Origin of the sequence: Alteromonas macleodii, from assembly GCF_903772925.1 — a bacterium.
GTDB lineage: Bacteria > Pseudomonadota > Gammaproteobacteria > Enterobacterales > Alteromonadaceae > Alteromonas > Alteromonas macleodii_A.
Genome location: NZ_LR812090.1, coordinates 3,913,825 through 3,936,858, shown reverse-complemented (window position 1 = coordinate 3,936,858; position 23,034 = coordinate 3,913,825). Strand labels below are relative to the sequence as shown.

Genomic DNA, 23,034 nt, shown 5'->3' with positions numbered 1-23,034 from the left:
TAAAATTGAAAAGATATCATAATTTCATGTTTTCCCGTTGTCTAGCTACTATGTATCCATATTCACTTAAGCGCTATTTTCGATTAGCTGAATTATTGAGGTCTTGGGTAGGTGTTACAAACAACGTTATCTAACCTAACACTGAAATAGGCAATGTATTAGACGCTTAAACCATTTTGATAACTTGCACTACATAGGAGTAAGTGATGACTGAAGCAGTAAAAACACCGTATCCGCGTACGTTTTCTCATATTGGAATTTCAGTACCCGATTTAGAAGCCGCCGTGAAGTTTTACACTGAAGTACTTGGTTGGTATCTCATCATGAAGCCAACGGAAATTGTTGAAGACGATTCGGCCATTGGCGAAATGTGTACCGATGTATTTGGTCCTGGCTGGGGCAAGTTCCGCATTGCACACCTTTCAACAGGTGATCGTGTTGGCGTTGAAATCTTTGAATTCAGCAACCAAGAAAACCCAGAAAACAACTTTGAATACTGGAAAACCGGTATCTTCCACTTCTGTGTTCAAGACCCAGACGTAGAAGGCTTGGCTGAGAAGATTGTTGCCGCAGGCGGGAAAAAACGTATGAAGGCGCCACGTTACTACTATCCGGGTGAAAAGCCATACCGCATGATTTATATGGAAGACCCGTTTGGTAACATTCTTGAAATTTATAGCCACAGCTATGAGTTGCACTATGCAAGCGGCGCTTACGAGTAAGCGTTAGTTAATAACGCTTTTTAGGCATTGCGCTAAGTAAATGCATAAAAAGCTTCAAATAAGCGAAAGGCGAGAGCGAAACAAGCAAAAGCTTGTTCAACGCACCTCGCCTTTTTGTGCTTTAACCGCTGATAAAACGTTAGACCTTATCCAAACTGACCCGAAACATAAGGGTTAGTCGCCTTTTCTGTGGCTACCGTTGTAGTGGGGCCATGTCCAGGATAAATTGTCATATCATCAGGTAGCACCATAATTTTTTGCTTAATAGAGTCGATAAGCTGCTGATGATTGCCCTGCGGAAAATCAGTTCTGCCAATTGACCCTGCGAAGATTACATCCCCCACGATAACGCGATTACTTGAACGCTCTACCAATACTACATGTCCAGGCGTATGTCCCGGGCAATGCAATACTTCTAACGTTATATTGCCCAATGAAATAGTGTCGTTGTCATTTAACCACTCATTGGGAGCAAACGGCTGAGCGGGCGGAAAGCCAAACATCTGGCTTTGCTGCATGAGGGCATCTAACCAGAATTTATCACCGATGTGAGGGCCAACAATGGGCACACCGTAATGTTCTGCAATGGCGACTGTGCCGCCAACGTGATCGAGGTGACCGTGAGTCAGTATGACTTTTTCTATGCTCACGCCCTTACTTGACGCTGCATCAATAAGCTTTTCAATATCACCGCCAGGGTCGACAAACGCTCCTTTGTTAGTAGTTGGGTCCCAAATTAGCGAGCAGTTTTGGGCAAAGGGCGTAACCGGTATAACTTGAATTTCCACTGTTTAACCTTTTGATTTTTTGTTGCTTGGAGCGATATGAAAAACCGCAAAATAGAGCAGTGCGCCAACAGCTAATTCACCTAGTAAAAATAGCCATGCGTTCGTTGAAGATTGTGCAATGGACCATGCACAAACCGTTAATGCGGCAAAGGGTATCAAACGTTTTAACGGGTTTATAGCGTTAGCGGACGAGCCTGTAGTACGGTCAGAGTTTCGGCCATGCTCATTAGATAGCGACGAGCTTTGCGAAAGGCTCTCTTGTGAATAGCTTCCTTGCGAAGAGCCCCCCTGTGAAGAACCCCCTCGTAAAAAAGCTCTCTGCGCTTTTATTAACACGACAACACACATAGCATATACCACAAGCCGCGCCAGCACGCTTGAAATTGCTAGCCATACAAAACTGCCGGTAAGCGCCATGGTACTCGCAAAAATCCCCAATATTGTTATGGAAACGGCTGGGGTAGCAAAGGTCGAGTGAACTTCACCTAGCTTATTACCTAGTCTACCGGGAATAAGAGACTGCTGCGCCATAGAGAACGTAAGACGAGAGGTAGATATCATGTTCGCCAATAAGTTACCGGCAACCGAAACTACGGCGGTGAGTGTCATTATCAGTGCCCCGGTCTCTCCAAATATCACATTAGCAAGGGCAATAAGTGGTGCGCTATCAGGTTTAGCAGGCCCTACGGTGTGCCAATAAAGCCACTGCACGCAAAAATAAAAGATGGCAATCCCTGAAACCGTAAGCATCAACGCCCGAGGAATGGTCTTTTTCGGTGAATTAGTCTCGCCGCTGGTTACCACTACCGTCTCAAAGCCAATAAAGGCGTAGAGCGTAAGTAAAGCACCCGCTGATATAGTGTCGAATGCAGGGACAAGGGTAGCCGAAGAGCTTGTCAGCGCAGTAGAGAAGTCGAGCTGCCAATAACCCACAACAATTAGCGCTACAAAAGGCACGAGTTTTAGCACTGATATAGTATCAAGCGAACGCATAGCAGCCTTAAGACCAACAATATTTACTACAATTAATGCCGTTGTTAGCCCTAAAATCGCATATGATTTGCCTGCGCCGGCATTAAGCTCGGGCCACATATACCCGGCGTACAGCAATAACACGTGCATGTTGGCGGCAATTGCCGTAGCTCTTGCCAAGTAATAAACAAACCCCGTCTGAAACGCGGCTGCATTGCCAAAGCCTTTTTGGGCATAAATGACTGGCCCGCCAGTCTCTTGATAGCGCACAGCTAACTGCCCAAAACACCAGACAATGGCCAGCATAAGCGCGCCAAAGATCAAAAAGATGTAGGGGCTGAAAGCGCCGAGCTCAGCGGCCATTTTAGCGGGCAGAGCAAAAATGCCCGCCCCAATAAGGCCATTTAACACCAAAAGGGCAGCGCCAATGCCGCCAATTCCTTTGGTTAAAAGGCTTTTGTTTTGGCTACTCATTTAGAGAAAACTTCTTCTCCAGCCACATAGGTGGCGTGAACTTCGGTTTTCCAAATATCTTTAGCGTCTATGCTAAAAATATCTTGGTCTACCAAAATGAAATCAGCCCATTTCCCTGGCGTTAATGTGCCTAAAGTATCTTCCATGTGCCCTGCGTAGGCTGCATCTAGCGTAAAGCCTTTGAAGGCTTGTTCAATAGTTAGTGCTTCGTGGGCATACCAGCCTTTTACCGGTTGGTTGTTTCTATCTTGACGCGTAACCGCAGCGTGAAGACCGTAAAATGGGTTAGCAAGCTCAACAGGGAAATCAGAGCCTAAAGGCAGCGCAATGCCCGAATCGAGAAGCGTTTTCCAAGCGTAAGCGCCTTTCATACGGTCCTTACCAAGGCGGTCTTCCGCCATGTTTTTATCGCTGGTGGCATGTGTAGGCTGCATGGAAGGAAGCACTTTTAGCGACGCAAAGCGGGCTAGGTCGTCAGGCGCAATAACTTGCGCGTGTTCTATGCGGTTGCGCAACTCGCTGCCGCCTATATTTTTAAACGTAGTTTCAAACTCATTTAGCGCGACATGATTCGCTTTATCGCCGATCGCGTGATAGTTGAGTTGGAAGCCCGCACCAATAACCGTGGTGAAAAGTTGGGTCATATCTTCTGGTTGAGTTAACAGTAATCCATGATGATGGGGCGCATCTGAATACGGTTCGAGAAGTGCTGCACCTCGACTACCTAGTGCACCATCACCATAGGCTTTCACTGAACGAATATACAAAAAGTCATCGTTGTCGCGAATAGTGCCATTGCCTAGCATAGTGCTGAGCTCAGGATCAGTTGCGCTCACCATTGCATAAATACGTATAGGCAAGTCACCCTCTACCGCTTCTTTTAAATAGAAGTCGTAAACATCTCTGCCTACACCAGCATCGTGCATTGACGTTATCCCATTTGCTAGTAAGTGCTCACCTGCAGCATTTAACTGTTGCTCGTATATCGCGTTACTGGCTTTTGGTAAGTGCTCTTCAATTAAAAGTGATGCGTTATCAATAAATACACCGGTAGGATTACCGTCAGCGTCTTTGATAATCTCACCGCCAACAGGCGACTGGGTGTCTTTTGTGATGCCCGCTAGCTCCATGGCTTTCGTATTAACCCACGCCGCGTGACCGTCAACTCGAGTAAGCATTACAGGTTTATCAGACACAACATTGTCTAGATCAGTAGCGGTCGGAAAAGCTCTATCAGACCACAATTCTTGGTTCCAGCCGCGCCCGGTAATCCAAGCTTGTTGTCCGTTTGCAAAGGCGTATTCGGCAACCATCTTGGCAGCATCTTTGGCACTTTTACTTTCACGTAAATCAACTTCTAGTAAGTTAGCCCCTAAACCGAGAAGGTGACCATGAGCGTCGATAAGACCAGGAAGCATGACTTTGCCTTCGCCGTCTATGGTGTCATCAACAGAGGTTTTACCCTTGTCTACGTCTAGTGCAACTACCTTACCTTCGTCCAAAAGAAGGTTTTTAAAAGTAGTGAGTTCACCCTTTTCATTTAAGGTGTAGCCTTTTACGTTTTCGACCAGTGTGGCTGCCTCAACCTTAAGCGTAGTGGTCATTGCTGCCAGTGTTGCCGCTGTGGCAAATGTTGCTGTGAGTAGTTTTGAAAGCGAATGCTTTTTAAATGTCAGCGTGGACAATGTAGAGTTCATAGTGAGTTTCTGCCTGTTTGTTTTTCTATTCTTAGTATTAAGTTGTTCTATTTGCTTAACTTCTATTTAAAACGAAGACAGCGAAATATTGCTTTCCTAAGTGTTAGCCTGAGTCTGAGATTTAGCCTGAGTTTAAGCGTCTTTAAGTTCTTCCAATTCGTCAGCGTCTTCAAAGTTTAGGATAGGCGGCTGCAATAAAAAGTCTCTTTCCCAAATTTTTGCCATATTCGCTTGGCTAATGTTGCCGCCACTTAATATCACCAATGCAGTTTGTCCTTTCGGCGTGTTCGCCGCCCAGGCTGCAACAGCTGCCATCGTCATTGCACACGTTGGCTCTATATGAAGCTTTAGTATATGGTGCAACCATTGCGTCCAGTAAGCAATTTGTAGCTCGTCTACTTCATAAAAGTCGTCAAGCTCTTGCAGTATAGGAAAGGTAACATCGCCAACTGAAGGGGTGGCTGCCCCATCAGCTAAGGTATTAGGCGTATGCTGCAAAGAAACAATCTCGCCAGCCTGTAGCGACATGGATGCATCGTTTGCTTCGGCAGGTTCTGCGCCGATAACCAGAGCATTGGGCTGCAATTCACGGGTTGCTAGCAAGGTACCAGATAGCAGACCGCCACCGCCGCACGGCGCAAAAACAGCGTCTACATCGCCTATTTCATTTAACGCTTCTAATGCCACAGTGCCTTGCCCCGCCACAATATCCTCATGATTGAACGGCGGTATCCACACAGTGTCTGGAGCTTTTGATGCTTGCTCAACCGCCGCGTCGGCCTCTGGTCGAGTAGGATATAACTTTAATTCTGCACCATAACTTTGCGTTGCCGCAGCTTTAATGGGCGATATAGTTTCACTTGCGAAAATCGTGGCGCTACAACCGAAATGTGCTGCTGCATAAGCAACAGCTTGAGCGTGATTTCCAGAGCTATTGGCAACCACATGTTTTGGTAAGCGGCCTTCTTCTTTCAAACTTGCTAAAAAATTCATTGCGCCTCGAATTTTGAATGCACCAATGGTCTGTAAGCATTCTGCTTTAAACAAAATGCGGTTGCCCATCCATTCATTTAACAGCGAAGATTCAACAATGGGCGTTTTTTTAACATCGCTCTTAATGCGCGCGTAAGCGTGTTTTATATCGTCGAAACTGGGGGAAGTGCTCATTTAATACCGCTCTTTTAATAATGTGTTTTTAACACGCTAAGGTTTACGTACCTTCATGTATTAAATATAAAAAACTATACAGTGCCAGATACGCTTCGATTACGCTAGAGCCTATTCCAGATCGTGTATTAGGCAATTCATATTTATTTCATAATTCTACTTTAGTCTACCTCAGCACGTTTCCAGAGGTAGGCACATGTTAAACAAACTTAATCATCGTATTTATGCCTTACCTACAGTTTTATTTACCTTCCTTGCGCTACTCTTTGTATCTGCGGGTGTGTTTATTCAAAACGACGAACGTACTGCGCGTATTTCAAAGGCCCAGTCGGTAGCCGAACAGGTTAAAATAAGCCTAGAGGTTTTCTCTAGCGAACGCATTCAAGCACTGCATAACCTTATGCAAAACTGGCCTACCTTTGAACCTAACCAAGTTGATTGGTTTAATGCGCAGGCCCTGTCTCTAATGGGCATGCAAAAGGGGGTTTCTTCATTAGTATTTATCAATGCTAACGGTGAGATAGCTTGGGTGGCGACTCCCTCCAAGGGTATTAAAACCCGCATAGACAACAGCTTGATTGGCCAGCCAATGGAAGCACTAGGCTTAAACATATCCCGGTTTTCAGAGGGCTTACAAAGTACGCTTTTGTATTCAGACACCGCTGAGCATCACTTTATCGTTGTAGGCAGAGCTATCAGCCCCCAAGAGCCAAAACATGGGTTTCTCGTAGCAGGCTTTGATGTACAAACTATTTTAGGCGTAATGTTAGGCGAGCTAGTGGGCCCGCAGTTTAACTTTCAGCTTCAGGGTGACAACGAAATATTGTTCCAAAGCGGTGAGCTATTGAACGATGGCTCCATTGTAAGGCTTGAGCCATTCACCTTCTTAGAGCGAGAGCTTTTTCTCAGTATGCAATCTCAACTTAGCCTTTATAACGCGGGTTTGTTGATAATAATGATTGGGCTATTGATGTCAGCACTGGTGAGTTACGTTCTGCACAAACAGCTTAAGGGTGCAGTTCACCTATCTGTAAGCCATCAGCGCTATTTAACGGCCAGTGAAGCTTCACTTGACGCTCTACTTATTTATCAGCCTACAGATGATGACTTTTCGCTCGTGGAAGCAAACTCATACAGCCGATATTTATTCCGTGGCGCCTGTGACGCATTGCGATTTATGAGTTTGGCAGAACAAGCCCGTTACTTAGGTATGCAAGATCAATTTGAGAGCGTAAAGAATGTGGCTGCTAATGGCGTGCCTTACGAGGCTCGTATCGCGGTAGGCAGCGATAAAATAATGCCAGAATGGATTAAAATACAAGTGGTCAAAGCCGGCGAAAACATAGCAATTACGATTAGAGACGTTACCGAGCGTTTCCGTGCACAGCGTGACCTAAAAGAAAGTGAAGAAAAATACCGCCGTTTGGTTGACGGTATGCATCGCCACTTTGTGTATACCAAAACTGTTGACCATAACTTTGTTTATGTAAGCGCGGGAATTGAAAAGATCCTTGGCTTTACGGCGGAAGACTTTTGCGAAAATGAATCTCGCTATGTACGTCAAGTGCCAGACGAGTTGTTTAATATACAACAAACTATAGCCCATGGTGAAAAGCCCGAACCTTATGTTGTGTGGTATCAAGGCCGAACAGGCGAGCCGTTAGCTATCGAGTTCTCTGACACGCCGATAAACGATGACCAAGGTCTGTTAGTTGCCGTTGAAGGCATAGCTAGGGACGTTACCAAAGAGTTAGCTTTACAGGAAGAAGTGTATTTTCAAGCTAACCACGACCAGCTTACAGGCTTATTTAATCGCTATGCCTTTGATGAAAAGTTAAGAGAAATACTCGAAGACACCCAAAACCTGCCCAAGCCACATGGCGATGAAAAATGTTTAACCCCTGCCGGTTTTGAAAAAGTGGCAAATATAGAAATACCTCGTGCTTACTGCCAACAAAGCGTGATGTGTTTTATCGACATGGACCGATTCAAACTGGTAAACGATAGCTGTGGTCATCCGGCTGGCGATAAGCTGCTAAAAGAAATTTCTACTATTTTTAGACAGTATGTAAATGGGCAAGACTTACTTGCTCGCATAGGTGGCGACGAGTTCTGCATCATATTTCGCAACCAGAGCCTAGACGAGGTAACAAGGCGCCTAGATAAGCTTTTAGTGGCTATTTCAAACTACCGTTTTGTTTATGACGACAAGTTGTTCTTTGTAGGCGCAAGCATTGGGGTAATAGAAATTAACGAAACCACGCAAAGTGCGGAAGCGCTAATCAAAGCTGCTGACAATGCGTGTTACAAAGCCAAACACTTGGGCCGAAACCGGTATTTTGTGTTTCATGATACAGATTCACAAATGGCTATTAATGATAGTGAAAACCAAGTACTACATGCGTTACATCACGCTTTGCAAAACGACGGCTTTGAGTTGTACAGCCAAGCAATAATGCCGCTCAATGTATCCGATGAAGAGATGGCTGACCACTTACAGCACTATGAGATCCTACTTCGGCTTAACGGGCAACAGGGCGGGCTAATTAGTCCTGGTCTATTTATTCCGCTAGCTGAGCGACACGGCTTAATGAACAAGGTGGATATGTGGGTAGTGGATAACACCCTAAAAACACTCGAAAGTAACCCCTTTCACATTGATAACGTGGGTAAGGTCGCTATTAACTTATCTGGGATAACGCTAGGTGATGAAATGGCGCTGCACAACATTGCCAAGCGTATGCAAAGTACTTCGGTACCTGCTGAGAAAATTTGTTTTGAGATTACAGAAACAACAGCGGTAACTAATTTGAGTGCCGCTAAACATTTTATTTCAACATTGCGCGATTTAGGTTGTAGCTTTGCTTTAGATGATTTCGGCGCAGGTATGTCATCATTTACCTACCTCAAAAATCTTGATGTTGATTACGTTAAGATTGACGGCTCCTTTGTGCGAAATATCGTTCACGATCCTATCGATCATGCTACAGTAACAGCGATAAATAATATTGCGCACAGCATGGGGAAACAGACCGTGGCCGGTTTGTGGTCGATAACGCGACTGCTGAGGTACTACGAGAGCTTAAAGTAGACTTCGGTCAGGGCTTCGTTTTAGATAAACCCAAACCGCTGGCGCATAGAGTTCAATGGCGAGTTAAACTTGCCTCTGCCTAAAAGGAAATGTCATGGGTTTATTTGATACCATCATGGGTAATGCAAGCGAGACGAGCGCTTCAGATGTTCAAGAAGAGCTTACGCCTATACTTGCTGCTAACGAAACCGTTACCTCTGCGTTTAAGCTAGTGCGCGATTTAAGTGTATTCACGAACAAGCGCCTAATCCTTATTGATAAGCAAGGCCTTACCGGGCGCAAAGTGAATTATCACTCTATCCCTTACAAATCTATTACCCAGTTTATCGTTGAGACAGCAGGGCATTTTGATACTGACGCCGAGCTTAAAATTTGGCTGTCGGGCAAAGCCGATCCTATTGAGATTGAACTAAGTGCATCGTCTGCTCAGGCGGTACAGCAAAACCTAGCAACCCAGATGTTTAGCTAGTATCTGCATTCTGTGAAAATTGATTGATGCTTGTAAGCAGCAAGTGAAGAAAGTCTAATCACCCTACAAGTGCAGAAAGCGCTACAACGCAAACATGTACAAAATAAGCGTTAATTAAAGTGACCAAACAAAAAAGCGATGCCTTAATAAGCATCGCTTTTTGCTTTTCACTCATTTCTAGGGCTTGTTGAGTTTGTATGTACAGTAGAGTCAACAGGCCCCAGGCTCTAACCGTATTAGTCTTTCAAGTTACGGTTAAAGAAGTTAGTAATCGTTTTATATAAGTGAATGCCCGTTTGCTTACCACGGATACTGTGCTTCTTGCCTGGGTAATCCATAGTTTCAAACGGAATTGCCAAGTCTTGAAGGTGCTTGTATAGCATGGTTGAGTGCGTAAACAGTACGTTGTCATCTGCCATGCCGTGGTAAATTAAAAGGTCGCCTTTTAAGTCTTTCGCGTAAGGGAATACTGAAGATGCGGTGTAAGCATCGTCATCTGTATTTGGGTTACCCATATAACGTTCGGTGTAATGAGTATCATACAAACGCCAGTCGGTTACCGGCGCGCCCGATACACCCGCTGCGAAGTAGTCACCTGCTTTGAACATGGTCATTAGCGTCATGTAGCCGCCATAGCTGTGGCCATGAACACCAATACGCTCAGCATCAACGAAAGGAAGTGTGCGCAAGAACTCTACGCCTGCAACCTGATCGTCTACTTCAATAAAGCCCATTTTTTTATAAATAGGATCTTCAAAGCCTTTGCCGCGATAGTTAGAGCCGCGGTTATCTAGCGTAAATACCACATAGCCTTGATCAACCCAGTGTTGGAATAGCAAACCACGGTTACCCGCCCAGCTGTTTGTTACCACTTGTGCGTGCGGACCGCCATAAAGGTAAACAATAACCGGGTGTTTTTGCTCAGGGTTTTGCTTAGCGCTGTCAGGCGTGTAGATGCGATACTTAAGCGTTGCGCCATCCTTAGTAGTAATGTCACCAAACTCAGGTGCTGTCCAGCTGTCCATATAAGCGTGTAGCGGGTGGCCTTCTTCAACCTTGTTCTCTTCAAGCCAAGTAATTCGCTCGCCGTTTGCACTGTTTAAGCTTACCTGTGCAGGGGAATTAATAGTTGAGAAACGGTCAATAAAAATTGAAGCATCTTTGCTAAACGCAGCACTATGATACGCGCCTAACTCAGTTACGCGTGAGATATCACCGCCATCTAAAGGTACGCTGTAAACATGACTTTCTAGTGGTGTGTCTTTGCGACCAGAGAAATACACGCGGTTGTTTGCGGTATCAATAGCTTCAACGCTATCAACTACCCAATCACCTTTGGTTAGTTGTTTAATTAGCTTGCCGCTGTTGTTAAATAGGTAAAGGTGTTTAAAACCGTCGCGCTCAGATGCCCAGATGAATTGGCCTTTTTCTTTTAGGAAGTAAAGGTCGTCATGCAGGTTTACCCAGGTATCGCTTGTTTCTGTAAGCAATACGTTTTCTTTTTTGCTGTTCAGGTCGAAGGCGCGAAGCTCCAGTGTTTGCTGGTCGCGTGTCTGCCACTGGTAGGTAAAGGTAGTGCTATTTGGCATCCACTTACCGCGGGCAAAATAAATGTCTTTGTCTTTACCTAAATCAACCCAAGTACGATCGCCAGAGTTGATGTCTTGAATAGCAAGTTCAACCAATACGTTTGGCGTCCCCGCTTTTGGGTATTTTTGTTCAATAAGTTTGATGTCGTCAGCATAGATTTCAGAACGCGTGATCACGTCTACTGGGCTTTCATCAACCTTGGTGAAAGCAATTTTAGTTTCATCTGGCGACCACCAATATCCGGTCATGCGGCCCATTTCTTCTTGGGCTACAAACTCAGCCATACCAAATTTTATGTTGCCGCCGCCTTCTTTGGTAATTGCTGTCTCTTTTCCTGACTCTATGTGTTTAACATAAAGGTTCTGGTCGCGGATAAAAGAAATATAGTTGCCTTTTGGTGATAATTTAATATCAGTTTCAAATGCTTCAGTATCAAGAAGCTGTTTTGCGCCTTTTTCACCTAGCTTGTGATAGAAAACATCTCCGCCCAGCGGGAATAACAATGCTTTACCATCGTCTGACCATTGGTAGCTAACAATGCCGCTACCAGATAGGCGCATGCGCTCACGTCGCGCTTTTTCTTCATCAGAAAGGACTTCTTCGCCGCTTTGAAGGTCGTTTGAGTCGAACAGCATGCGAGTTTGACCGCTTTCAATATGGTATTCCCATAAATCTAGGCGCTCGTAGTCAGTTTGCTTACCTTTTAAAAAGGTAACACGTTGGCCGTCGGGGGATACTTTCAATGAACGTGGCGCATTGCCATCAAGTGAAGGAGAAGAGAAAATGCGCTCAATAGTGAGCGTTTCAGCGTTTAAAGCAGTAGAGAGCATAGCGGCTCCAATTAAAAGGGCTTTTTTCATTTTTATCTGCATATTTGACTGTCGAAGGTTTGATTGTAGTTATATCAATTTATGATACAAGGTGCGACGTATGAAATCCGCAATGGTGCTAGGAGCGACAGGTTTAGTAGGACGAACGCTTGTAAATATGCTGTTACAGGATAGACGGTACAATGAGGTAACCTGCTTAGTCAGAAAACCGCTCTCCTCCAGTATGTTTAAAGACCCTCACAATCGCCTAAAGCCTGTAGTTATCGACTTCGACAATCTACAGGACTATCAAGGCTACTTTAGCGTAAATCATGTGTACTGTTGTCTGGGTACCACGCTTAAAAAGGCGGGGTCTAAACAAGCCTTTCGCCGTGTGGATTTTGAGTATGTTCACGTTGCTGCGCAGCTTACCCGAGCTCAAAGGGCAGATAGTTTTGTGTGGATATCTTCAGTTGGCGCTGATGCTAAAAGCAGTAACTTTTATTTACGGGTGAAAGGCGAGCTAGAAAACGCCATTATGCGTATGCCTCAATTACCCCATGCCTCGGCAGTTCGACCTTCATTGCTACTGGGTGAGCGAGATGAATCACGAACGCTAGAAGATATAGCGCAGAAAACCGCACCTATTTGGCAAAGCATAATGAAAGGGCCGTTAAAGAAATATCGCCCCGTTCATGCCGTGGATGTGGCCAGAAACATGATGTCGCTGCAGCGCTGGCAATAGGCACAGCTAATAAGCGCTAGCAGTATATGTCACCAGCTTAACGTGAAGCGCAATCCAACTTGGTATAGAATGCGCGCCTTCTTAACGCACTAGGTAATATGACTTCCGAATGTTCCGCTGTAAACAATTCACCGTAGCGCAAGATAAATGCGCCATGAAAGTGAATACCGACAGCCTAATTTTAGGAAGTTGGGCTAACCTTCGTGCAGACATTAGTCACGCCCCGCGTATTTTAGATATTGGTACGGGCAGTGGCATTTTAGCCCTAATGATGGCGCAAAAAGCCGAAGGCTTTTATCCATTAAGCGGCGGTGATCTTGAGCTAGATAGCCATGGCGCAGACAGTTCAAGTGCGGGCAGCACTGAGAAAAAGAGTGCAGAGAAAGAAAGCACCAGCAGCTTTGTTTCATCAGGGGAAAGCCTGTTAAGTAATAACAACAATACAGCTGGAGTCGATGCTATCAAAATTGATGCCATCGAAATTGATAAGGATGCCGCGGCGCAGGCAGCAGTTAACTTCAAAAATTCAAAGTGGGCAGGGCAGCTACATATTCACAACTGCGATGTGGCGGGGTTTGAACCAGCCTATTTGTATGACACCATCATTTCCAACCCGCCGTATTTCGAATCGCCAGCGAAACTTTCAAAAGCATACAACAAGCAAAACTACAATCGTTCGGTAGCAAGGCAAACATTTACGTTAAGCCCCAATGAGCTTTTTAACGCTAGCAGTGCATTATTGATAGAAAGTGGGCAAATGTACTGCGTTTACCCTGCGTCGATGGAAGCTGACATTATCAAAACCGCCGCTAGTCATGGCTTATTCTTGGAAGCGATGCTTTATGTACAGCATACATCGGATAAAGACCCATACCTTTGTGCATTTCGCTTTAACAAAGTAATGAAGAATGCTGACGGCGGACATGCAGATTGCACTGCGTATGCAGACCATCAGCTTTTTACCACAAAGGTTGCGAATGAAAATGCGCTGGTTATTAGAGACCGCGAGGGTAATTACACAAATGAATACAAAGCCCTTTGTCAGCCTTTTTACCTTAAATTTTAATGAGCTTATATAAATGAACATAGTTGCAGAAGGTTTTGGCGCGATAGCCGTTGTTTTAAACTTTATTGGGTATCGCCAAACCAATGTCGACAAATATTTGCTTATTTCAGCGTTTGCTTTAAGTGCATTAAGTGCCCACTTTTTCATGTTAGACGCAATGGCTGCTGGCATCGGTACACTACTCGCAAGCGTGCGTAATTTTATTGCTATTAAACACAGAAGCAATGCTATTTTGGCTTTCTTCGTAGCAGTGAACCTTGGCTTCCTCGCCTATGAATGGTTTGTGTTAGAACACAGCTGGATAATTTTTATAGCCTATGCGTCGTCACTTATTTTTACCGTAGGTTCATTGGTTATTCGAAACACACATACCATTAGAAAAGTGTTTCTAGCAGCTGAAACATTAGGGCTGCTATACGCCTTATCTGTAGGCAGTATTTTCGGTACTGTTTTTAATATCAGTAATTTGATCAGCATATTAAGTAAGCTTAGAAAGCCTTAATACTATTCTCACCGCACCTGTCTAATCAATTAGTCTAACTTAGCCTTCTTTCAGCTCAAAATTTGAGCAGCTTTAGGCCGTGAAAACGTCTCGCAACACTTATCCAAATGGTCCGTTTTTTGGCGTCAGAGTATACGTCAGGCCTTATTTTTAAAGGCTTATACCAAAGTTTAATGAGCTAAAGTCCAATTTTCTTTTGCGTATGTAAGCGTATCATTATTAATCAGTAAGTATGGTTTCAGCAATTTTTCCTCCGGATGTGCAGAAGTAGACTTGTGGTGTAGTAGTCAGGAGAGCGTGCGCAGTGAAATTAGTCGATAACAACCAACAAATTGATCAAACTGATCTGCTTGAGCAGTCTTTTCAAAGCGCTATCGATAGCGGTACTGCGGTAAATGTGTTTGAACGAGCACAACATTTCAGAAATACAGCGCCAGCTGGCAACAAGCCACGCTTGGTAGAAGTAAGCACCAGTCTTGAAACCGAGAACCTTTGGAAAAAGCGTCTTAAGATGCTATTGGATGCGGAAAATAATCTTATAAAAGTTATACGTTTACGTAAAATTACTGCTATATTTACGGTTCTGAGTATCGCTATGTTTTTATTTTCCCTTTACGTGGCTCCTTCGATGTCTCCAGCAGTTTTCTACAGTTTAATTGCTGTTGCAGCTTTCGGTTTGGCGACCTACCCGGCATGGTTCTTAGTTTCGAAAAGTAATAAAAAACGCAGAGACCATATCTCTAGCTTGTTTTACAAAAGTAACCACGAAGTTGAAATAGTCGACGGAACCATGAAGTTAATAAACAGGGCGAACTATGCAAGTGTAACTCAAATACACATATTGGATCGCAAACTTGGATTATTCGCAAGCTCATAGACATCACTATACCTCCAAGCTAATTTTGCTGCTTTTGGTAGCCTCTTGTTTATTAGGAGGCTTACTTTTAGCGCCAATGGACGCTCTTGGCCAACTATTGGCCTCTATTACTATCCTAATCTTCATCTCGCTTTGTAGTAAAGAAGCGCGCCATACTCAGAAATACCAACATTTATTCCGTATCTTTGCCCTCGTTTTAGCAATAGCACTTAGCGTACGATATTTGTTATGGCGGGGTATTTATACACTCACCTATTCAGATATTTTATCGATGATTGCAGTATGGCTACTGTTCGCAGCAGAAATATATGCTGGTATCACTTCGGTATTGGGCGCTATCGTTAATGCTTTCCCGTTGAGTAGGCCATTGCTCTCACTAGATGGTATGGATAAGGCTACGCTACCAAGCGTTGACGTTATGATTCCGAGTTATAACGAAGATGAAGACATATTAGAGGTCACAATTCGTGCCGCACAAATGTTGGACTACCCAAAAGATAAGCTTCATATTCACCTGCTTGACGACGGTGGTACAGATCAGAAAATCAACGCGGATAACCCTATCTCGGCAGCGTCAGCAAGGCAGCGTCGACAAGACTTACAGTCACTTTGTTCGCGCTTAGGTATTACCTATCACACTCGGGCGAAAAATGAGTTTGCTAAGGCGGGCAACGTTAATAGTGCAATACAAAATACAACGGGAGATTTGATTGTAATCCTCGATGCTGATCACGTGCCTACTTCTGATTTTCTCGACAGAACTGTCCCTTGGGTGCTTAAGAACGAAAAAGTGTTCTTGGTTCAAACGCCTCACTTTATGGCGAACCCAGACCCAGTAGAGCGCAATTACTTTTCAGCGTTTACGCGCATGCCTTCAGAGAACGACATGTTCTATGGCACTATTCAAAAGGGGCTAGATTATTGGGGCAGTTCGTTTTTTTGTGGGTCAGCCGCATTAATGCGTCGAAAGCACCTGGACTTAGTTGGCGGTATTTCTGGTGACTCTATTACCGAAGATGCAGAAACCGCGCTAGACCTGCATAAAATGGGCTATGAGTCTGTGTATGTTGACAGACCTATGGTAAGCGGGCTTGCTCCTGAAACCTTCGATGCGTTTATTCAACAGCGTATGCGTTGGGCGCAGGGAATGACGCAAATCTTACTACTTAAAAAACCTTTTAAAGCGGAAGGTCTGAAGTGGTACCAGCGGGTGGGCTACATGAGTTCAATCATGTTCTGGCTGTTTCCTTTCGCCCGCATTATCTTTTTATTCATGCCTTTAGCATATCTTGTGTTCGGGCTTCAGGTTTACCATGCCTCTATACTAGAGATATTCGCATTTACATTACCCCACGTAGTTGCAACCTATATGATCTCAACAATGCTCTTTGGGCGAACGCGATGGCCCTTGGTATCCGAGCTTTACGAAATATTGCAATGCGCATTTACATTAAACGCACTCGTGAAAGTTTTCTTAAAGCCTCGAGCGCCATCTTTTGTCGTTACGCCAAAAGGAGAAAGCTTAGAGAAAACCTTTGTATCGCCGCTTTCCAATGTTTTTTACTGGGGAATACTTCTTATTACCTTCGCGCTAGGGTGCGGAGTTTATAAATTAATAACTGAACCACTAACCCGCGAGCTTACGGTAGTCGTATTGCTTTGGAATGTCTTTAATTTAATTTTGTTGCTGTCAGTGTTGAGTGTTCTACTTGAGCGAAAACAGGTACGCAGCCAGGCTAGGTTGCCAGCCACCAATAGTGTAGTGATTAAAACTAAAAGTGATGAAGCTTGGGTGGGTGATTTAGTCGACCTTTCATTAGGTGGAGCAAGGTTGCGATTGAAAGGTGAAGGGGCATTCGTTCCGGAAAAGGCAACACTTTCGTCATGGAGCCATGCTTTAAATAAGAATGTACATATCGCTATAGTTGTACTGAACTACGATAGCAAATCTAAAATACTAAGAGTACGTTTTGTTCCCGAAACGGACGAACAAGAAAACGAAGTCATCGCCTTCACTCTTTGTGACAGCTTGCGTTGGTTATCGTTTCAACGTCGTAGAACCAGGCCTATCTCTTACTGGTTTGGAGCTAAACACGTATTAAAAGTTGGATTAAAGCCAGCTTTATTGCATATGCTTGTATTAATAGGCAAATTAGCCGATAGATTAGGTCTGTTACCTAAGTCGGTAAAGGACAAACAATGATTAAAAAATACTTTATGTTCATGTTGTGTTTGTGCGTATCATTCGGCCTCGCGGCCCAAACCGATACTTACAGGCTAACAGAGTTCTTCGGCGGCGACGAAACCCTGCGCCTTCAAGGCAAAGCCGCAACGCTAGATATACCTATACCTCTTAGTTCAGTTACGAAAGTAGACAGCGCTCGACTGCGGTTAGAAGTATTGAGCTCCCAAGCGTTGATCAAAAAACGCTCTCAACTTTATGTTAGGTTCAACAACGCGACTATCGGTCAGGTGGCTTTTGACCCTCAAAGGCCGTCTTTAGTATCTGAGATAGAAATACCCAAGTCTCTATGGCGAGCTGGCTTTAATTCACTGACGTTAGCCGTAAGCCAGCACTATGCCGAACAGTGCGTAGATGGCAGCGCACCTGAGCTATGGAGTGAAATTAATGCCTATACGTCAACGTTACAATTAGAAACATCAATTGATAACAAACCTTTTAAATTAGAAGATTTAAGCGGTTTCTTTAATCCAGGTATTGGCGGACAGAGGGACGTACAGCTTTACACTGCACGAGAGATTGAAAGTGAGCTAAAGCAACAAACTTTGCCCTTAGTGGCACAAGCTCTAGCGCTTAGAAATCAATACCAACCTTTAATTGTAGAGCACGATACCTTTGATGATGGTTATGTGTTGCCCCAACTAAAAGAGACTGAGAATACCTATTGGGGTGAGGAAAACGTAGCGCGTTATGAACGCACTGCTTGGTATTTGGAACGAAAAGAAAAGCAGCCCGTTCACGTATTGATTGGCACCGTAGATGCGTTATCTCCCGTTTTGTCTGATGAAGTAATAAACGATATTGACGGTGCATTTTTGAAAACCCAGCGAACGCCAGCATTTGTTAAAGATGGTGAAGTAATTGTACCGGCGAGCTATCGGCTTATCGTTAGTGGTACTACACCAATTGAAGTGCTTGAAGCTGCAAAAGCACTAGCGGTAATGGATGACGCTATCAATCCAGTCTCTCAAGTCACTATACTATCCCAAACTCAGATGAAAGCAGACACGCTTCAACGCAATTTTGTGCTGGCTCCTGATAATCATTACACATTCCAAGATTTAGGCGTGCCTACATCGCAATTTAGAGATGAAGGCACCTTCAACAAACGAGTATCGTTTAGATTACCTGCTGACTTTTACGTACCAGAGAATGCCAGCGTTAATTTGTTCTTAGATTTTGGGTATGGCGCGGGTTTCGGACCTGGCTCAGCAATGAATGTGAGCGTAAATGATGAATTGGTTCATGGCCTAGCGCTTAATAATGACAACGGTCAGTCGTTTAGAGATTATCAACTCAGGGTGCCAGCGCGCTTTTTTAAAGGAGGCATCAACAATGTCGACTTTGATTTGAGTTTACGCGCGCCACTTGCGGGAGTACCCTGTGATGATGTTTCAGGTGAGCATTTAGTCTTTCAGCTGGCAGATTCTTCTGCTATCGAGTTTCCAGATGCAGGAAATGTTGCCGTGCAGCCGAATTTGGCGTTATTGTCTGAAACTGCCTACCCGTTTGCACGATTCAAGTCGGCACCTGTTTCCACAATTGTCATTCCATCAGATAGCTACCTAGGTACCGCGCTAACGCTAACGGCTAAACTTGCACAAGTTGCACAAGTTCCTTTATTAAACCTGCAGATTAGAGAAGAAAATAACATTTCTACCGATGGCTCAGCTATTGTTTTAGGCACGCCTGAAACCCTTTCGCAAATTGAGCAGAGCGAATTTAGCACTGCGATAGAGGCGACTAAACGTTGGTCTTATCGATTGCAAAATAATTTGTACAACCGCATACGTACACTTACAGACGACATGTCTTTCAAAGCAATGCGTGTAGATGGGCATACAGTACAAGAAAGTGATTTAGGTGAGCAGGCAGTATTGACCGCCCAAGAGCATCCTACTTCATCTCAAACAGATACCATGTTCATTATTGCTGCACAAAGTCCTGAACTGCTTCAGGCGAGAGTTGCCGACCTGGTTAGTTTGTCAATGTGGGGGCAAATGGCTGGCGACTTCTTTGCTTGGAAAAATGCTCTATCACCATCATTGGTCATGCAAGTTAGCGATAAATATGAGGTAGGGGCAGGTGATGATAATTGGTTGTACTTGCGACTATGGCTTTCTAACAACCCATGGTATTGGCTCATAGGTTTCGTTGCTATTGTGTTTGTGGTCAGCCTGTTTATATATTTACTGTTGAAACGCAGAAACAAACAAGTACAAGAATCATGGTAAATATACACAGCCTTATCAGAGCAATATTTTTATTGGGTATCACGCTTTTGTTAATGTCGTGCTCTACTGAAGAAGATAGCGAATTTAAGTCTCAGTACATTGCGTATAAAGCGCTGTTTATTGATGGTGGGCGGGTAGTCGACACCGGAAATGATGAGGTATCACATAGCGAGGGGCAGGGGTACGGTATGCTCTTCGCCGTTGCCGCAAACGATAAAGACACTTTTGACGCGCTGTGGCGTTGGTCTAAAAGCACGTTAATGCGTGACGACAGTTTGTTTAGTTGGCGTTATCGCCCTTGTGTTGATAATTCAGCTGCTTGTATTGATGACCCTAATAACGCCTCTGATGGCGAACTTCTTATCGCATGGGCATTACTGCGTGCGCATGAGCAGTGGGGCGTAAGCACGTATCTGGAAGACGCTAAAGCAATTGTGGGTGCTGTCGAACAGAAGTTGTTGATAACTAACACCAACAGCGTTGTATTATTACCAGGTGAGTACGGATTTACGTCCGAACAAGCAGGCAAGGACAGTTTGCAGTTAAATTTGTCTTACTGGATTTTTCCCGCTATCACTGATTTGGCGGGAATATCCGCTACGCCCGAACGCTGGGAAAGCGTCTATAAGTCGGGCTTAGCTTTGCTGTCTAAAATGCAATTCTCTTCTTATAAGCTGCCAAGTGACTGGGTGCGTTTTACGCCTAACAATACGGACTCAGACAATAAGGATATTGGCACAGTAAGCCTAGATAACGTGATATCGCCTGAATTCGGATTTAATGCGATCCGCATCCCACTGCAGCTTTCATGGTCACCGCAATTTCGAAAAAACACTCAGTTAGCCGAAGAGTTACTAGCGCCATATTATGCATGGTGGGCTGTTACACCCACGCCAGCTACGGTCAACTTGTTAAACGAGGAAACAGCTGAGTACGAGATGTCTGAAGGTATGAAGTCGGTTCATATTGCAGTAAACAGCCTTATGAAATCAGAAGCGCCAGAAAAGCCTGAGTGGCCCCCAATCGACCGTAACATGGATTATTACTCTGCAAGTCTAACGCTGCTTTCCATGTTAGCGGTTTTGGATAACGCATCGTGAAAGAAAGATTTACACGCACGTCACTTTGTCTAGCCATCGGCGCATTACTCACATCGTTTGGGCCGACGCAGGCGTACGGCCAAACTAAAACAACCTACAAAGAAAAAGATCTAGGCATACTGCCGGTACAACAAGAACAGCCGGATTTAACCGGGCTTTGGTATCACATTAACGAACGACAGATTAAGCTAGCGAACGAAGAATTTACGCGTTTAAAGGCTCGTTACCCCCAGTGGAAGGTGCCGGAAGAAGTAGAAGCTGAGCTTAATAGAATTAATGGCCGACTTAAAGGCACTATTAAGACTGTAGTTTCAGTGCCGAGAGTAGATAAGTCAGGCAAACCTGAGGCTGACTCTACGCCCCATGATTCGCTCGAAACGCCCCAAAATCAGGTTGCCAAACCTGCCTCAGAAGCGCTTCCACTAGAAAGGTTTGCGCAATTAACGCCTAAAGCTAGAGCGACAACGCCAAAGCAAAAAGTAGAAAGGCTTATTGCGTTAAGCAATCAGTTAAAGCGCACTGACTTTTACTTGCTCATGGGGTGGACTGCTATCGACAAAGGCATGTTAGAGGTTGCTAACCAACAGTTTACCTCAGCCTTGCAGTTGGCTGTTCGAGATATTGATAAACAATCAGCGCAGCAAGGTTTAAACAGTGTGAGGGGAATAAAACTTCAGCAGGCATTGTCGCTTCGAGATACGACATCCTTAGCACAGTTATTCAAATCTGACACCAATGGCTACACGAAAGAAGTGCTACAAGGTGCGGCGTGGCAACAATACGATTTAAAAAATTATGTCTTTGCCGAAGCGCTGTTTAGTTTAGTCGAAGATAACGAAGGCAGATATCTGGCACTTAGCGCACAAAGCAGTGATCTTGCCAAGCAAAACGCTTTCGACTTGGCGTGCAGTATTGATACTGAGGTATTCATTAAACGCTGTGCAGATGGCTTGGCTAGTCGACAGGCCCAGTTCTACGATACAAGGCATTACAAAGAAAGTATACAAGCTGGCGAATCTCTTGAACGTTTGCGGCCTTTAAGCATAGAGGAACGTGCGTTAATTGGCTGGGCTGCAAAAGAAATACAAGACATTTCCACCGCAACGTCGGCCTTCGAGCAAGTGCTATCGAAAACGCCAACCAATACGGTTATTGCGAATGAATTGGTTTCATTGAATCAAAGTAATGACGCTACATTAAATCGCTTGGCCTTAAAATACGGCGCAGTAAAGAGCATTTTGCAAGCGCGTAATATTCGAAACGCGTGGCCTAGAAAACAATTTTGGTTAGCTTATCAAAACGACGACTCACAAGCGGCTACCGCACAAACTAAAGATGGCTTAAGTGCAGTTTACGGTATGAATACCCGCAGTCGAAGTGGTGGCGAGGGGCTTGGTAACTTTGATGTACTGGCACAATACATAGGCATTGGCAGTGGTTATAAAAACTGGCTTTGGCAAGTTTCATTAGACTATAAGCAGTTCTACAGTGGTTCTCCTCAAGTTGGTGATTGGTTCGGTGACAGGCAATTAGAAAGTACATCTTTGGGCATAAGTGGTTTCGAAGACACAGGTGTTCGGGCTGAAGCCTATTATCAAGCACCAGACTTCAATTTTTACGCGAATTTGGAATATGCCATGTTCGAGCAACCCGTTGGCGCTAAAGTAACCGGGCAAATCTCGGCAACAAAGTTTTTAGCAGATACAACCGTTGCGGCCACTCTATTTAGAAAAGCGAAAGAAGACAGTCTATTGAGTCAGACCGGAACTTTTTATGCTAACCGAGAGCAGTCTTGGGGCTATGTGATAGAAAGCGGTGTTCGTGGATTAGTTGCCCATTCCATAGCCGACAATATGTCGGTTGCGGGAACTGCGCAGATAAGCCGATTAGAAGGCGAACTCGTTGCTGATAACAGCGCGTTATCACTTCGTGGTGACGTGAGTTACGACATAGCTGATAAGGTATCTTCTCGCCTTGATTATTGGCGTATAGGACCGTTCTTAAGCTATACAAGCTATGACAAAAACTTAAGTGGTTTTACGGTAGGCAACGGGGGCTACTTTAGCCCGAGTCAGTTTGTCAGTATTGGTGGCTATTCTGAACTGCTAACTCTAGAGGCACTCAACTGGCAGGTTAAGCTGCGCAGTTCACTTGCGCTCTCTCGTGTTAAACAAGACGATGATCTGCGCTTTCCGATAGGGCTAGCGCACTCTAGTGTAGAAGAAGGTGTTTCTCTTGGAGAAAGCACAGATACAGGTTTAAGCGGCAATTTTATGGCTGAAGGTCAATACCGTATTGACCACAACTGGATTGTGGCTGGCTATATTGGAAAAGCGTTTGCGGTCGAATATCAAGCGTTTGAAGCGGGTATTCAAATAAGATGGCGAGAAGGGCAGGGTAGTGGTGTAACAAGTGATGAGCTTTTGCTGTCTTCACCAAGATTAAGCGGCTTTGCTTTGTAAAGCCGCTTTCATCAAAGACCAAGTAAT

At 44.5% G+C, this 23,034-nt stretch carries 16 protein-coding genes; 11 read left to right on the top strand and 5 right to left on the bottom strand.

The genetic code is table 11. From position 1 onward, the window contains the following. The first annotated feature begins 206 nt into the window (after positions 1-206). Positions 207-722 carry a lactoylglutathione lyase family protein gene (locus tag PCAR9_RS16875; protein WP_014950763.1) on the top strand — a complete coding sequence of 172 codons (516 nt, stop codon included), beginning with the start codon at positions 207-209 and terminating at the stop codon, positions 720-722. Positions 723-868: 146 nt separating this feature from the next. Here PCAR9_RS16875 and PCAR9_RS16870 read toward each other — a convergent pair whose 3' ends face one another. The 4 genes from PCAR9_RS16870 to PCAR9_RS16855 form a co-directional block, all read right to left on the bottom strand. After that, positions 869-1,510 (bottom strand): MBL fold metallo-hydrolase, encoded by a 642-nt coding sequence (locus tag PCAR9_RS16870; RefSeq protein ID WP_179984618.1) that lies wholly within the window; start codon positions 1,508-1,510, stop codon positions 869-871. 3 nt (positions 1,511-1,513) lie between these two features. Further along, on the bottom strand, positions 1,514-2,956 hold the full coding sequence (locus tag PCAR9_RS16865; protein WP_179984617.1) for an APC family permease: 1,443 nt from the start codon (positions 2,954-2,956) through the stop codon (positions 1,514-1,516). Then, entirely contained in the window at positions 2,953-4,653 is a 1,701-nt protein-coding gene (locus tag PCAR9_RS16860) for an amidohydrolase (protein ID WP_179984616.1), read from the bottom strand. Before PCAR9_RS16860 ends, PCAR9_RS16865 begins: the two co-directional genes overlap by 4 nt. Positions 4,654-4,785: 132 nt before the next feature. Further along, on the bottom strand, positions 4,786-5,820 hold the full coding sequence (locus PCAR9_RS16855; RefSeq protein ID WP_179984615.1) for a serine/threonine dehydratase: 1,035 nt from the start codon (positions 5,818-5,820) through the stop codon (positions 4,786-4,788). 196 nt (positions 5,821-6,016) lie between these two features. On the opposite strand from PCAR9_RS16855, the gene PCAR9_RS16850 reads away from it, so the two are divergent. Both PCAR9_RS16850 and PCAR9_RS16845 read left to right on the top strand, forming a co-directional pair. Further along, a complete protein-coding gene (locus PCAR9_RS16850; RefSeq protein ID WP_232091240.1) occupies positions 6,017-8,911 on the top strand; it encodes a bifunctional diguanylate cyclase/phosphodiesterase in 2,895 nt (964 codons plus the stop codon). A gap of 94 nt (positions 8,912-9,005) precedes the next feature. Next, entirely contained in the window at positions 9,006-9,380 is a 375-nt protein-coding gene (locus tag PCAR9_RS16845; RefSeq protein ID WP_014950757.1) for a PH domain-containing protein, read from the top strand. Between the two features lie 236 nt (positions 9,381-9,616). On the opposite strand, the gene PCAR9_RS16840 is transcribed toward PCAR9_RS16845, so the two are convergent. Next, positions 9,617-11,830, bottom strand: coding sequence for a S9 family peptidase (locus PCAR9_RS16840; RefSeq protein WP_179984614.1), 2,214 nt, complete (start codon positions 11,828-11,830; stop codon positions 9,617-9,619). Between the two features lie 70 nt (positions 11,831-11,900). Between PCAR9_RS16840 and PCAR9_RS16835 the strand changes: the two genes are divergently transcribed. The 8 genes from PCAR9_RS16835 to PCAR9_RS16800 all read left to right on the top strand — a co-directional run bounded on the left by PCAR9_RS16835 (position 11,901) and on the right by PCAR9_RS16800 (position 23,007). Then, the gene (locus PCAR9_RS16835; RefSeq protein WP_179984613.1) at positions 11,901-12,524 is read left to right on the top strand and encodes an NAD(P)H-binding protein; all 624 of its coding nucleotides are present in this window, start codon (positions 11,901-11,903) and stop codon (positions 12,522-12,524) included. Between the two features lie 109 nt (positions 12,525-12,633). Then, positions 12,634-13,590, top strand: coding sequence for a tRNA1(Val) (adenine(37)-N6)-methyltransferase (locus tag PCAR9_RS16830; protein ID WP_269475069.1), 957 nt, complete (start codon positions 12,634-12,636; stop codon positions 13,588-13,590). 13 nt (positions 13,591-13,603) lie between these two features. Further along, positions 13,604-14,092 (top strand): YgjV family protein, encoded by a 489-nt coding sequence (locus PCAR9_RS16825; RefSeq protein ID WP_179984612.1) that lies wholly within the window; start codon positions 13,604-13,606, stop codon positions 14,090-14,092. 304 nt (positions 14,093-14,396) lie between these two features. Further along, positions 14,397-14,969 (top strand): hypothetical protein, encoded by a 573-nt coding sequence (locus PCAR9_RS16820; RefSeq protein ID WP_179984611.1) that lies wholly within the window; start codon positions 14,397-14,399, stop codon positions 14,967-14,969. Next, positions 14,947-17,172, top strand: coding sequence for a UDP-forming cellulose synthase catalytic subunit (bcsA, locus tag PCAR9_RS16815; protein ID WP_179984610.1), 2,226 nt, complete (start codon positions 14,947-14,949; stop codon positions 17,170-17,172). The genes PCAR9_RS16820 and bcsA overlap by 23 nt, the downstream gene beginning before the upstream one ends. Then, positions 17,169-19,445, top strand: a complete 2,277-nt coding sequence (locus tag PCAR9_RS16810; protein ID WP_179984609.1) for a cellulose biosynthesis cyclic di-GMP-binding regulatory protein BcsB — start codon at positions 17,169-17,171, stop codon at positions 19,443-19,445. Before bcsA ends, PCAR9_RS16810 begins: the two co-directional genes overlap by 4 nt. Continuing rightward, positions 19,439-20,545: a family 8 glycosyl hydrolase gene (locus PCAR9_RS16805; RefSeq protein ID WP_179984608.1), complete on the top strand. Its 1,107-nt coding sequence runs from the start codon at positions 19,439-19,441 to the stop codon at positions 20,543-20,545. Before PCAR9_RS16810 ends, PCAR9_RS16805 begins: the two co-directional genes overlap by 7 nt. After that, entirely contained in the window at positions 20,542-23,007 is a 2,466-nt protein-coding gene (locus tag PCAR9_RS16800; protein ID WP_179984607.1) for a cellulose synthase subunit BcsC-related outer membrane protein, read from the top strand. Before PCAR9_RS16805 ends, PCAR9_RS16800 begins: the two co-directional genes overlap by 4 nt. The last annotated feature ends 27 nt before the right edge of the window (positions 23,008-23,034 follow it).

Coding starts and splice junctions, on each gene's coding strand:
- PCAR9_RS16875 (WP_014950763.1), top strand. CDS start 207: ATGACTGAAGCAGTAAAAACACCGTATCCGCGTACGTTTTCTCATATT.
- PCAR9_RS16865 (WP_179984617.1), bottom strand. CDS start 2,956: ATGAGTAGCCAAAACAAAAGCCTTTTAACCAAAGGAATTGGCGGCATT.
- PCAR9_RS16860 (WP_179984616.1), bottom strand. CDS start 4,653: ATGAACTCTACATTGTCCACGCTGACATTTAAAAAGCATTCGCTTTCA.
- PCAR9_RS16855 (WP_179984615.1), bottom strand. CDS start 5,820: ATGAGCACTTCCCCCAGTTTCGACGATATAAAACACGCTTACGCGCGC.
- PCAR9_RS16850 (WP_232091240.1), top strand. CDS start 6,017: ATGTTAAACAAACTTAATCATCGTATTTATGCCTTACCTACAGTTTTA.
- PCAR9_RS16845 (WP_014950757.1), top strand. CDS start 9,006: ATGGGTTTATTTGATACCATCATGGGTAATGCAAGCGAGACGAGCGCT.
- PCAR9_RS16840 (WP_179984614.1), bottom strand. CDS start 11,830: ATGAAAAAAGCCCTTTTAATTGGAGCCGCTATGCTCTCTACTGCTTTA.
- PCAR9_RS16835 (WP_179984613.1), top strand. CDS start 11,901: ATGAAATCCGCAATGGTGCTAGGAGCGACAGGTTTAGTAGGACGAACG.
- PCAR9_RS16830 (WP_269475069.1), top strand. CDS start 12,634: ATGTTCCGCTGTAAACAATTCACCGTAGCGCAAGATAAATGCGCCATG.
- PCAR9_RS16825 (WP_179984612.1), top strand. CDS start 13,604: ATGAACATAGTTGCAGAAGGTTTTGGCGCGATAGCCGTTGTTTTAAAC.
- PCAR9_RS16810 (WP_179984609.1), top strand. CDS start 17,169: ATGATTAAAAAATACTTTATGTTCATGTTGTGTTTGTGCGTATCATTC.
- PCAR9_RS16805 (WP_179984608.1), top strand. CDS start 19,439: ATGGTAAATATACACAGCCTTATCAGAGCAATATTTTTATTGGGTATC.